This is a genomic window from Rhodococcus sp. p52 (assembly GCF_000763325.2).
Lineage (GTDB): Bacteria > Actinomycetota > Actinomycetes > Mycobacteriales > Mycobacteriaceae > Rhodococcus > Rhodococcus pyridinivorans.
The window spans coordinates 1,327,410-1,339,443 of record NZ_CP016819.1; the positions used below are offsets into that span (position 1 = coordinate 1,327,410).

At 67.4% G+C, this 12,034-nt stretch carries 11 protein-coding genes and 2 pseudogenes; 7 read left to right on the top strand and 6 right to left on the bottom strand.

Going from position 1 to position 12,034, the window contains the following annotated elements:
* Nucleotides 1-33 precede the first annotated feature (33 nt).
* Together IM25_RS06095 and IM25_RS06100 are read right to left on the bottom strand one after the other, a co-directional pair.
* Complete coding sequence (locus IM25_RS06095) at nucleotides 34-276, bottom strand: transposase (RefSeq protein ID WP_082331778.1); 243 nt, start codon at nucleotides 274-276, stop codon at nucleotides 34-36.
* A gap of 313 nt (nucleotides 277-589) precedes the next feature.
* Nucleotides 590-1,546 carry an ERCC4 domain-containing protein gene (locus IM25_RS06100; protein ID WP_019290518.1) on the bottom strand — a complete coding sequence of 319 codons (957 nt, stop codon included), beginning with the start codon at nucleotides 1,544-1,546 and terminating at the stop codon, nucleotides 590-592.
* A gap of 156 nt (nucleotides 1,547-1,702) precedes the next feature.
* On the opposite strand from IM25_RS06100, the gene IM25_RS26380 reads away from it, so the two are divergent.
* Nucleotides 1,703-2,224, top strand: a complete 522-nt coding sequence (locus tag IM25_RS26380) for a hypothetical protein (RefSeq protein WP_198162539.1) — start codon at nucleotides 1,703-1,705, stop codon at nucleotides 2,222-2,224.
* Nucleotides 2,225-2,324: 100 nt separating this feature from the next.
* Here the strand turns inward: IM25_RS26380 and IM25_RS06110 are convergent, their stop codons facing one another.
* Nucleotides 2,325-2,579, bottom strand: coding sequence for a Txe/YoeB family addiction module toxin (locus IM25_RS06110; RefSeq protein WP_033098481.1), 255 nt, complete (start codon nucleotides 2,577-2,579; stop codon nucleotides 2,325-2,327).
* On the bottom strand, nucleotides 2,576-2,824 hold the full coding sequence (locus IM25_RS06115) for a type II toxin-antitoxin system Phd/YefM family antitoxin (RefSeq protein WP_033098482.1): 249 nt from the start codon (nucleotides 2,822-2,824) through the stop codon (nucleotides 2,576-2,578). The genes IM25_RS06110 and IM25_RS06115 overlap by 4 nt, the downstream gene beginning before the upstream one ends.
* A 403-nt stretch (nucleotides 2,825-3,227) precedes the next feature.
* Here IM25_RS06115 and IM25_RS06120 point away from each other — a divergent pair, with 403 nt between their 5' ends.
* From IM25_RS06120 to IM25_RS06130, 3 genes are all read left to right on the top strand, one after another.
* Nucleotides 3,228-4,022: an LLM class F420-dependent oxidoreductase gene (locus tag IM25_RS06120; protein WP_065995867.1), complete on the top strand. Its 795-nt coding sequence runs from the start codon at nucleotides 3,228-3,230 to the stop codon at nucleotides 4,020-4,022.
* A gap of 60 nt (nucleotides 4,023-4,082) precedes the next feature.
* A complete protein-coding gene (locus tag IM25_RS06125) occupies nucleotides 4,083-5,315 on the top strand; it encodes an alpha/beta fold hydrolase (protein ID WP_019290511.1) in 1,233 nt (410 codons plus the stop codon).
* A 128-nt stretch (nucleotides 5,316-5,443) separates the two neighbouring features.
* Nucleotides 5,444-7,522 carry a PhoX family protein gene (locus IM25_RS06130; RefSeq protein WP_065995868.1) on the top strand — a complete coding sequence of 693 codons (2,079 nt, stop codon included), beginning with the start codon at nucleotides 5,444-5,446 and terminating at the stop codon, nucleotides 7,520-7,522.
* Nucleotides 7,523-7,571: 49 nt separating this feature from the next.
* On the opposite strand, the gene ggh is transcribed toward IM25_RS06130, so the two are convergent.
* Together ggh and IM25_RS06140 are read right to left on the bottom strand one after the other, a co-directional pair.
* Nucleotides 7,572-8,909 carry a glucosylglycerate hydrolase gene (gene ggh / locus IM25_RS06135; protein WP_006550860.1) on the bottom strand — a complete coding sequence of 446 codons (1,338 nt, stop codon included), beginning with the start codon at nucleotides 8,907-8,909 and terminating at the stop codon, nucleotides 7,572-7,574.
* A 118-nt stretch (nucleotides 8,910-9,027) separates the two neighbouring features.
* Nucleotides 9,028-9,750 (bottom strand): annotated as a pseudogene (locus tag IM25_RS06140) (LLM class flavin-dependent oxidoreductase); the annotation flags it as partial.
* Nucleotides 9,751-9,821: 71 nt separating this feature from the next.
* Here IM25_RS06140 and IM25_RS25315 point away from each other — a divergent pair.
* The 3 genes and pseudogenes from IM25_RS25315 to IM25_RS06150 all read left to right on the top strand — a co-directional run.
* Nucleotides 9,822-10,016: pseudogene (locus tag IM25_RS25315) on the top strand (MFS transporter); the annotation flags it as partial.
* A gap of 41 nt (nucleotides 10,017-10,057) precedes the next feature.
* Entirely contained in the window at nucleotides 10,058-10,957 is a 900-nt protein-coding gene (locus IM25_RS06145; protein ID WP_006550863.1) for a spermidine synthase, read from the top strand.
* A 59-nt stretch (nucleotides 10,958-11,016) separates the two neighbouring features.
* Nucleotides 11,017-11,997 (top strand): pirin family protein, encoded by a 981-nt coding sequence (locus tag IM25_RS06150; protein ID WP_006550864.1) that lies wholly within the window; start codon nucleotides 11,017-11,019, stop codon nucleotides 11,995-11,997.
* Nucleotides 11,998-12,034 lie beyond the last annotated feature (37 nt).

The following is a 12,034-nucleotide window of genomic DNA, read 5'->3' on the forward strand; positions in this document are numbered from 1 at the left end:
GCGGTGTTGGTGTTCGTCGATGAACACAGGCGATTACTTCAGTCGGCGTGGGGCCACCTCCCACTTGCGGGGGACGAACTCCGCCTTCGCGAAAAACACTGTGGCAGAGCGAAGTATCTCCATCAACTGCCGTAGTTCGCGGTTCTCTTTCTCCGGACGGCGGATGCGCGCTTCGGCATCGACCGGCTCGGTCGGGAGCTCGTCGTCTTCGGCTTTGCGCACCCAGGTCCGCAGGGCTTCCTTGTGGACGCCGGTCTGCTCGGCGATCCGGTTGATGGCGCGCCGGTGCGGGTGTCGGGGTCACGGCGGGCTTCGACGGCGAGTCGGGTCGCTCGCTCACGCCAGTTCCTGAGGGTATTTGTAGTTCGCCATGATGAGTCTGGGGTGATCCTTCCGGGATGCCTGGCTCACCCTCGATGAAATCAGGGACGATTCAGTAATCATGCTCGACGATGACGTGATCGCCGTGCTCAGCACGGCGTGGCGTCGAACCGCTGGATGGGGCGCGGTCTATCGAGCGCGCGTGGCAGTCGCCGCGCCTTCCGCACGAAACGGCAGGACGTGGCATCGGCTGCTGCGGCGTTCAGCCTCACCCCGAGGCGTGAGCGTTGCGCCAGGCCGCCCACACCTGGGGACGGAGCCGGCCACGATCGGGGACCTTCATGCCCTCGCCGCGGGCCCACGCGCGTACGTCGGCGGTGGACGGTTCCGCGGTGGGAGCGTCCTTGTGCTGCGGTGTGATGCGGTCACACGCCGCGTCCTCGACGCCGGTCCACTCGTGCGCGGCGGCGAGATAGCGGTAGGTCCACTCCTCGGCGAGCTGACGAGTCTCGCAGAACACGATCGGCACACCGGGGTAGCGGACCTGCAGCTCGGCGAGACCGTCCGCGATCATCGCCGGCCGGACCCGTTCGAACTTGAACACCGCCGAGTAACGGTCTTCGACCACCACTGCGGCGCGGGGCAGGGCAGCGAGCTCGGCCATCGCGAAACGCAGCCTCCCGCTGGTCAGGCTGCCTACCAGGTCGGCCAACGACTTGCGTTCGACCGAGGCGACCAACCGGTCGTCGACGAGCAGACCGTAGTCTCCGCACGCCAGCGCACGGCGGACGGTGTCGACCTGCTGCCCGGGGAATTTGTAGGGGTAACGCTCGTGGGAATCGACGACGATCGTCAGTTCGGCGATGCCGGCGGCTCGGGCGGTGGGGGTGCGCACATTCGGACGTGCCTGCTTCCGAGTGCGCGGGGATTGCCAGAACACGGCATCGCGCCCCCGAGCTTGGGTGAACACGATCTGCGACCGGTTCTCCCGTCCCCGGTCCAGGACCACGTCGATCGCGGCGCCGCGACGCACACACGAACGCAACCGAACCTGCTCGACGATCTCGGGGTCCTCAGGCCACTCGTCGGCCGGAACGGGATAGCAGAACAGGGCTTTGGTACGCGGCCAGGTGTCGGAGGTGCGAAACACCAGTCCGTCCGACAGGGGCAGGCGCAGTAGGAACGGCAGCCGTGATTCCGGGTCCGGGTTGCGGGCGATCACCATGTCCACGAAGTTCGGCGGCCTTTCGCTCGGCGATACATACCGAGCAGTGTCCGATACCGATCGCCCGCCGACAAGCCTGCCGGACACGCGTGTGCGAGGCAGGAATGCATCGGGTGGGCGCGACAGAAACCGGTCGTCGATGAAAGGTCCTGCCACATGTCCGACAAGAGCAGAGGTTCGGCCGGGCAGAAGCGCGCCGCGAAAGCCAAGAAGCGAGCGCAGAAGAACCAGGGGACGGTGGTCTCGCTCGCAGATCGCTCTCGCCGAACCGCGGTCGACGAGTACCGGCGGCTCATACCCATATTCCATGCGTGGCTGCTCGACAGCGGCATAAGCACCGGGGTGGAGATGGCCGCGGCGCACGTCGTCGGTGTCGGGCAGGCAGTGGACTTACTCGCTCAGGACACGATCCGGTTCTCGGCGACCGCGTGGCGCACATCGGCCATCGACCATCTGCTCCGCGCTGCGTGCGGCTCGCCGGTACTGACGGTGGGCAACACCGACCAGCAGTTCCCGTCCGCCGAGCTCGACACCACCGCATTGATCGCGGCCCCCGAGCCGGTGGACTGGTCCGAACCCGACCAGTTCGACATCGCCGCGGCCGTCGAAGGTCCGGACCAGTGGAGCGGCGAGCACAGTGGCCGGGTGTATGTCTCGGTGCATGTCGACTGTCGCTGACCTGCAAGCAACCCCCCGACCATCGGCAAGGATGTGTCTGCGGTTGCTCAGTCAGAGGTGATAATCCTGCCCGGATTCGGTCGTCGGACCGTGGATCGGGTCAGTAGTGGTAGCGGGCGGCGATGATGACCAGGGCACCGTCGATGACCTCGTAGACCAGGCGGTGTTCTTTGTCGATACGTCGAGACCACAGTCCTGACAGGGCATGACTGAGCCGTTCGGGTTTGCCGATCCCCGAGTACGGGTCTCGTTGGCAATCCCTGATCAGCTCGTTGACACGCTCGAGCTGCTTTCTGTCGGTCGAGATCCAGAACTGGTAGTCGTCCCAGGCTTCGTCGGTGAAGGTGATGTTCACTCGATGAGTTCCCTTTCGGTGTGTTCACCTCCGCGAGCTCTCTGCATGCTGGCGAGCAGTCGTCGGGCGTTGGCCGGAGACTGCATCAGGTACGAGGTCTCGAGCATGGCGTCGTAGTCATCCTTCGACATCAGGACGGCATTGCCCCGCTTGGATACGATTTCCACAGGGGTGTGGTCCTTGTTGACCTGTTCGACCAGCGGAAAGAAGTTTCTTCTCGCTTCGGTAGCAGTGATGGCAGCCATAGGTCATCACCCGCGGCGGCTCTTACGGCGCCGGCGCCCCGCGCGACGGCGGGGATCACAGCACCGCGTTCCTCGTCCGAATCCTCGGCGACCTGTGGGGTGGCGACGTCACCGTGATCGGACGCGATTCACACTCGTCGGCGTGAATCCCGCCCTCGACCAGTTCGCCGAGACCGCAGCGACTCTGGAGAAGGACGCGCGGGAAACTGCCGACATGGCCCCGGACCCGGCCCGCCGTCCGGCTGCGCCCGAGCTGGAGGTCATCGTCGTGCGCGTTCCCCTCGTCCGCCGATCGCTATCGAGCCCGGCGGGGAACATTTCGTCGGGTTCCTCCATCTCGGTGCTGCACTCACTTGCTTCAAGAAGCCGTCCACATGAGACACACTCTCTTAACCTGGACTCCATGACGCGCCCCATTCGCATCGGACTCCAACTACAGCCCCAGCAGCAACCCGATTACGGCGTCATCCGCGACACCGTGCTCCGCGCCGAGGACGCAGGCGCCGACATCGTGTTCAACTGGGACCACTTCTACCCGCTCTACGGCAACCCCGACGGCGCCCACTTCGAGTGCTGGACGATGCTCGGCGCCTGGGCGGAGCAGACCGAGCGCGTGGAGATCGGCGCACTGGTCACCGGTGGCGGCTACCGCAACCCCGACCTGCTCGCCGACATGGCCCGCACCGTCGACCACATCAGCGGCGGTCGTCTCATCCTCGGCATCGGCTCCGGCTGGGTCGAACGAGATTACGACGAGTACGGCTACGAGTTCGGCACCAAGGGCTCCCGCCTCGACCTGCTCGCCGAGTACATGCCCCGCATCGTGAATCGCCTCGGCAAGCTGAACCCGCAGCCCACCCGGCACATTCCCATCCTCATCGGTGGCGGCGGCCCGAAGAAGACGCTTCCGATGGTCGCGAAGTACGCGGACATCTGGCACAGCTTCGGCGAGATGGAGACCCACGCCGAGAGATCCGAGATCCTCGCGCAGCGCTGCGCCGAGGCCGGTCGTCGACCCGAGGACATCGAACGGTCCACCTCGTGGCCCGGCGCCGACGCGGCCCCGTCCTATGTGGAGCTCGGGATCACGCAGTTCACGGTGGGTGTCGGTGGTCCCGACTACGACCTCACCGAACTGCGCGAAGCCATCGCGTGGCGAGACGACAACTCCGCACCCCCGCTGACGGGGCTGAGCTGATCCCGGCCCGTGCCGACGGACCCTGAGCCGAGCACAGTACGTCGGTAGCATCGGTGGTGCATGTCGAACGCACCATGGCTACCGCCCTGCACCGCCGACGACTGGGACGACGGTCGGCGGCGGCGACGTCTCCGCGATACCCGCGCCGGTCATCACTGGGTACGGTTCGGCCGGCTTCGACGAGCCCTCGCGCGCACCGCCGTCGCGGCGCTCCCGCTCGTCGCCCTGTTCACCCAGTACTGGGCATGGGACGTCGCGCCGGTCCGTGAGCGACTCGCTCTCACGCAGCCACAGCTACATCCGATCCACGACGCGGCGACGCGGGAGGACCGCGACACGGCGGTCGTCGACCTGGTGGGCCTGGGCAACCTCGACGCTACCGAGACCGCCACGGCACTGCCCGCACTGAGCGAACTCGGGCAGGTGTGGGCGGTCGAGTACGACAACAGCGGTCTCGACACCGCCGTCGTCAGCCGCCTGATCCGCGAGCGTGCCGCGTGGTCCGGGATCGAGAACATCGTGCTCACCGGGCACAGCATGGGTGGGATCATCGCCCTCGAGGTCGCCCAGCACCTGTATCAGGACACCGATCTCGAGGTGACCGGCGTGATCCTGGACTGCACGCCGCTCGACCTGCACGCCGTGCGGGCCGACGCGCGCGACGCCGGTGAGGACCTGTTGCGCTGGATCGGCTGGCTGCCCGGCGCGCGGGAGAGCCGCAGTATGCGGATGCTCGTCGAGGTCGTCGCCCGCATGGACCGTTTCGTACTTCCCTCGGACCGGTGGTACCGCCGTATCGACACCGAAGAGTTGCACGACGTCGCGGTCGAGGTGCTCCACGACAAGATCTTCTCCACCGACGCCGCGAGCAACGGACTGATCGAATCGCAGTTCCGGGCGATCGTCGCCTCCGGTGCGGTCGACAACCTGCGGGCACTCGCCGACGAACGCGACGACAAGATCCGTCCCGCCGTGGTGTTCCTCCGGCCCCGGAACGCACTGTCCGACAACGTCGTCGACGTCGAGTACAGCCACCGGATCCTGATCGACCAGTCCGGCGGTGTCGACGGCACGCTGCTGGTGTCGAAGCTCGACCGTACCGGTCACGCCAATCCCATCCAGGCTCCCGCCGAATACAACACGGCGATCACCGACCGGGTGGTGCCGTTCGTCGACGGCCGGCCCGGCGAGGTCGAGGACGAGGACGAGCAGTCGCGGGACGAGGAATTCTCCGATGGCAACCGTCCCGGCCTACGGCCGATCGTGGATCTCGACCGCATCGCCCCGGGCTGACCTCGGCCCGTTCTGTGACGCCGTCTCACGGCCGCCGAATGCTCATCGGGTGTTCACCTTCTCGTTCCGTCCGACTCGCCTGACGCTCCTACGGTTCCGGCGTCGAACCGATTTCCGAGGAGAACGTTGTGGCCCGTAGAGTCCTGCCCTTGTTCGTCACGCACGACGGCATATCGTCGCGCTCGAACATCACGTGCAAGTACAAGTGCGGGGATGCCTGTTCGCACGCCGTCCCGAACACCTCCCGCGGTGAATACTTCGGCGACATCGTGCGCGCCGCCGTCTCGCGTCGCGGGGTCCTGCGAGGCGGTGCTATGGCCGTGCTCGCCGTCGGCGCCGGTGGTGTCCTGACGGCCTGTGCGGACGACTCCGCTGCGGCCGCCGGCAGTGACGCCGGGGCGGCGGGAGATCTCGGGCCGGTGCCCGACGGCACCAACTTCACGGCGGTCGCGCCGAACACCGATGACGCGGTGACGGTTCCGGAGGGGTACGAGAACGACGTCGTCATCCGCTGGGGCGATCCGGTGCTGCCCGATGCCCCGGCCTTCGACATCGGGAACCAGACGGCGACCGCGCAGGAGAAGCAGTTCGGGTTCAACAACGACTTCGCCGGCCTGCTCCCGGTGGACGGCCGACCCGACACCTACCTGCTCGTCGTCAATCACGAATACACCACCGAACCCTTCATGTTCGCCGACTACGATGCGGACGACCCCACCGAGGAACAGGTGCGCATCGGCATCGCCGGTCACGGGATGTCGGTCGTCCAGGTGAAGGGCGAGCCCGGGACCGGCCGCCTGACACCGGAATTCGGTGAATACAACCGTCGTATCACCGGAACCACCGAGTTCCTCCTCACCGGACCGGCCGCGGGCAGCGGCCTGCTGAAGACCACCGCCGACCCGACGGGCACGCGGGTCTCGGGGACGTTCAACAACTGCGCCGGCGGGCTCACCCCGTGGGGCACCGTGCTGTCGGGCGAGGAGAACTTCAACCAGTACTTCGCCAACGCCGAAAGCGTCACCGACCCGGTCGTCGCCGAACGTCTCGCCCGGTACGGACTCGAGGGCGCCGACACCGAACGGAAGTGGGAACGATTCGACCGGCGCTTCGACATCGCCACGGAACCCAACGAGGTCAACCGGTTCGGGTGGATCGTCGAGATCGATCCGTGGGATCCGAATTCGGTGCCCGTCAAGCACACCGCACTGGGACGGTTCAAGCACGAGGCGGCCACCGTCCACATCACCGACGACGGCACCGTCGTGTCGTACAGCGGTGACGACGAACGCTTCGACTACATGTACAAGTTCGTCTCGTCGCGGAAGATGCAGCCCGGAAACTCGCGAGCTGCGATGCGGCACAACATGACCCTGCTCGACGCCGGCACGCTCTACGTCGCGAAGCTCAGCGGTGACCATCCGGACGAGATCGACGGATCCGGAACACTTCCCGAGGCCGGCGAGTTCCGCGGCAGCGGCGAGTGGATCCCGCTGCTGCGCGCGAACGAGGACGGCAGCGCCGAGTCGCTGGTCGACGGCATGAGCGCCGAAGAGGTCGCGGTGTTCCCCCGCCTCGCCGGCGACCGGGTGGGCGCGACGAAGATGGATCGCCCCGAGGACTTCGAACCGAATCCGGTCTCCGGCAAGGTCTACGTCGCACTCACCAACAACACCAAGCGCGGCGTCGACGGCGCCGCGCCGGCCGACGAGGCGAATCCGCGCGAGAACAACAAGAACGGTCAGGTCCTCGAGATCGACGACGACCACGCGGGTACGTCCTTCACGTGGAGGCTGCTGCTCGTGTGCGGGGACCCGAACGAGGCCGACACTTACTTCGGCGGCTTCGACAAGTCGCAGGTCAGTCCGATCTCGTGCCCCGACAACCTGGCCTTCGATTCGTACGGCAATCTGTGGATCTCGACCGACGGCAACGCACTCGGCTCCAACGACGGATTGTTCAGCGTCGTCCTCGACGGTCCGCGTCGCGGTGAGACGAAGCAGTTCCTCACCGTGCCGATCGGCGCCGAGACGTGCGGGCCGATCGTGCAGGACGGCCGGGTCGTGGTGTGCGTCCAGCATCCCGGGGAGACCGACGACGCGTCGTGGGCGTCGCCGGCCTCGCACTGGCCCGACGGAGGCGCCTCCCAGCCGCGTCCCGCCGTGGTCGCGGCGTGGAAGTCCGACGGCGGACGTATCGGGGTCTGACACCTCGTGCGTGGTTCCGGTCGCGCTCGCTCCCGGAACCACGCACGGGTCATCCGAGCCAGTCCAATACCGCTGCGGCGGTCCACGACTGCTGCATGCTGCCGAGCGGGTCGCCGGTGAACGGTTCGTAGTACTCGGCGAAGGTGCCGTCGCTCGCCTGCCGGAGTCCTTCCGCGCGAAGCACGTTGGCCCGTTCGGCCCAGCCACGACGGGCGAACGCCCACGAGAACAACCACGTCATCACGGGCCACACCGGTCCGCGCCAGTACTCGCGGGGACGGAAGTCGCCCGAGACGGGGGACGTCGACGGCGGTACCGCATAGCGAAGATCCGGATGCCCGCAGAACTTCGGCCCTTCGAAGGTGCGCAGCAGCGCCCTCTCGGCCTGCCGGTCGAGACCTCCGCACAGCAGTGGCGCGAACATCGCGAGAGTGTCGGTGGCGACCCACTTCCCGCTGCGTAGATCGAAATCCTTCGCCGCGCCCGTGCGGGAGTCGGTCGTGGTGATCACGCCCTTCCGGAACCGCTCGGCCCACTGATACAGCTCGCGCACATCCGCGTTGGGACGGGAATGCTCCTCACCGATGGTTGCAAGCACCTCGCACGACAGCGAGAACACCGCGCTGACGAAGACGTCCTCGACCGCGAAGCTCATGGCCTTCGCGAGCACGCTGTCCTCGTAACGCGCCGTCTTCATCTCCTCGAGCAACCACAGATAACGCGCGTATTCACGGTCGGTGGGTCGCTGGGTGGCGTCGGCGACGTGCTCGAGATCCTCGCGGTGGAAGGGCGGCACCGGACCGGCGATAACGTTGGCGTACGCCGTATCCCAGCGCGGGGAGTTGTCCATGCCCGACTCCCACCCGTGGTACAGCGCGATGCGGCCGTTGCCGTCGAGATCGCGTGCGTGCGAGAGCCAGCGGTGCCACCGCACGAGATCCGCCCACCGGCGATCCAGGAACTCCTCGGCGACAGCACGTGTCGAGCGGCCGTGCCGTCGTGAATGCTCGAGGATGCGCTGTACGGCGATGGCGTGCACGGGAGGCTGTGTGATACCCGAGGTCTGCACCTGCGCCGGTGCGTGCGCGGCCAGTTCGGAGACCGCCCAGCGCGCCGGGCCCGGGAAGTAGCCGTCGACACCGTTGGCGAAGACGATGTGTGGGATCATCCCGTTCTTCCACTGCGCCGAGAGCAGGGTGTCGAGTTCGACCACCGCCCGTTCGACACTGAGCGGCGCGAGCCCCACGGCGACGAACGCCGCATCCCAACTCCACATGTGTGGATAAAGCTTGGGAGCGGCACTCGTCATGGCGCCCAGGTCGTTCCCACGCAGCAGGTACGCCGCGCGTGCGGCGAGCTGTGTGGAGGTGAATCCTCGGTCCGGCATGGCCCCATTCTCTGTGCTGCGGACGGATCCGCACGACGAGGGCCGCAGCTGTAACAACGCCGACACATTTCGCGCCGGCGCTGTGTCGAGCTGTGCTGTATCGATGTGTCAGGGATGGTCAGTGCGCGGAGGGCAGGAAGGCCGTCGAGCCCGACAGGTCGCCCGGGCGGTGGGAGGCCGGGGCGAGCAGGCCGCGACGCTCGAGGATCGGACGCACGCCCTCACCGAAGCGGTAGGCCTCCTCGAGATGCGGGTAGCCCGACAGCACGAAGTGGTCGAGTCCGATCTCGGCGTACTCGGCGATGCGGTCGGCGACCTCCTCGTGGGAACCCACGAGCGCGGTGCCCGCGCCACCACGGACGAGTCCGACGCCCGCCCACAGGTTGGGGGAGACCTCGAGGCTGCGGGCGTCCTTGCTCGCGGCGTAAGCGCTGCCGCCGCCGTGCAGCTCGACCATCCGGCGCTGCCCCTCGGAACCGGAGCGGGCCAGGCTCTGCTGGGCCTTCTCGATGGTCGCGGGGTCGAGCGCGGAGAGCAGGCGGTCGGCCTCGGCCCAGGCCTCGTCGGAGGTGTCCCGGCTGATGACGTGCAGGCGGATGCCGTAGTCGAAGGTGCGTCCCTGGATGTCGGCAAGGCCGCGGATCCACGCGATCTTGTCGGCGACGGCGGCCGGCGGCTCACCCCACGTGAGATAGGTGTCGCAGAACTGCGATGCGACGGTGCCGGCGGCGGGAGAGGACCCGCCGAAGAAGAGCGGCGGCACCGGATCGGGGATGCGCTGGAGCTGGGCGTTCTCGACCTGGATGTATTCGGCCTGGAAGTCGACCGGGCCGTTGCCCGCCCGTGTGTGAATGTGTCGGACGTGGTTGGCGTCGCCGGGTTGCACGCTGTCCACCACCGGGAATCGAGTCCGTGACCACGCTGTCACAGCCCAGTTCCGCACCCGAGTCCGATCTCGATCGTCGCAGGAGACTACGCACCGTGGTCGCGGCGAGCCTGCTCGGCACCACGGTGGAGTGGTACGACTTCTTCCTCTACGCGACGGCTGCGAGCCTGGTGTTCAACCAGCTGTTCTTCCCCGACCAGAGTTCGTTCGTCGGCACGATGCCTCTGATCCGAGGCAAACGAGCCGGTACTAGGCTCGTCGTATGAGCAGGCAACGAGGTGGCCGCGCCGCATCGTCGCCGCGCAAGGAGAAGACGGGTGCACCGGGCGGCCCGGCCGAGGGGTTGTACGACATCGACACGGGTACGTGCGAGCTCGTCAAGGACCGCTATCTCGCCGACGGATGGGTCCTCGAGATCAACGGGGTGCCCAGCTCGCACATCGACCTGAGCGACCCGGCCCTGCTCGAGTTCGAGTACATGCGGTGGATCGCGATGCTCGTCGAGAGCAGGTTCGAACACGACTCGAGATTGCGCGTGCTGCACCTCGGTGGGGGTGCGTGCACGATGGCGCGCTACTTCGCCGCGGTCTACCCCGACGCTCGGCAGGTCGTCGTCGAGATCGACGGTCGCCTCGCCGAACTCGTCCGCCACTGGTTCGATCTGCCCCGCGCTCCGTTGCTGCGTATCCGCGTGGGGGAGGCCCGTCAGGTCCTCACCTCGCTCTCCGACGCGAGCCGCGACGTGATCGTGCGGGATGTCTTCGCCTACAACCGCACTCCCGTCGCACTCACCACCCTCCAGTTCACACAGCACGCCCGACGCGTGCTCGCGCCCGGCGGTGTCTACGTCGTCAACTGCGGCGACTTCCGCGACCTGACCGTCGCGAAACGTGAGGCCGCGACGATCGGTGAGGTCTTCGAGCACACCGTGATCATCGCCGACCCCGCGATGTTCAAGGGACGCCGCTACGGCAACGTCGTCATCGCCGGCAGCGACCTGCCGCTCGGTGACTCCCCGGCCCTGGCCCGCGACCTGCTCGGCGGAGCCGTCCCCGCGCAGATCCGGCTGGGTGACCAGGTCGAGAAGTTCGCCGCCGGGGCGCGCGTGCTCGACGACAGCGAGGCCACCACACCGCCCGGAACAAAGAGCACGGGCACGTAGTTGCACGGGTCATGACGTCAGCAGCCCCTACTCCGGTACTCCAGGTCTTCCGGCTCGGTATGCCCTGGCAGACGATCGATCCCTTCCTGTTCGTCGCACACCACGTCGACGCGTATCCGGCGGGCAACGACGAGCTCGGACCCGACGCGTCGCTCGACGGCCGCCCGATCGGCCAGGACTTCGGCAACCCGGCGGGCTGGAGCATGTACCACGGCACCACCGTCCCAGGATTCCCCGGCCACCCGCACCGCGGCTTCGAGACGGTGACCTTCGTGCGCTCGGGTTTCGTCGACCACTCCGATTCGGTGGGTGCGGCGGCGCGTTTCGGTGAGGGCGACACGCAGTGGCTCACCGCCGGCAACGGGGTCGTCCACAGCGAGATGTTCCCTCTGCTGAACAAGGATTCGGACAATCCGCTCGAGTTGTTCCAGATCTGGCTGAACCTGCCCGCCGAGTCGAAGACCGTCGATCCGCACTTCTCGATGCTGTGGAACGAGGACACCCCCACCGTGACCGTCTCGGACGAGGACGGACGCACCGTCTCCGTCCGCGTCATCGCCGGTGAGCTCGACGACGTGACTCCGCCGCCGCCCCCGCCGAATTCGTGGGCGTCCCGACCCGGCACCGACGTGGCGATCTGGAACATCGACCTGTCGTCCGGTGCGCGCTGGGAACTGCCGGCCGCGCGCGGTGAGCAGACGCAACGGGTCCTGTACGTGTACAACGGTTCCCCCGTGCGGATCGGTGACCGGACGATCGAGTCCGGGCACGGGGTCGTCGTCGACGCGTCGGTGCCGGTGCACCTCACCGGCGGCGACGAGGGCACGCAGATCCTGATGCTGCAGGGTCGCCCGATCGGCGAACCCGTCGTCTCGTACGGCCCGTTCGTGCTCAACGACGAGGCGGGGGTCCGCCAGGCGTTCGAGGACTACCGCCGCACCGGATTCGGCGGATGGCCCTGGGACAGCGACGGTCCCGTGCACGAACGTGACGCCGGCCGGTTCGCGCGGTATCCCGACGAGAAGCTCGAGCAACGCTGACGGCGTGCGCAGATCCTGTCGATTTCCGGCGGGATCT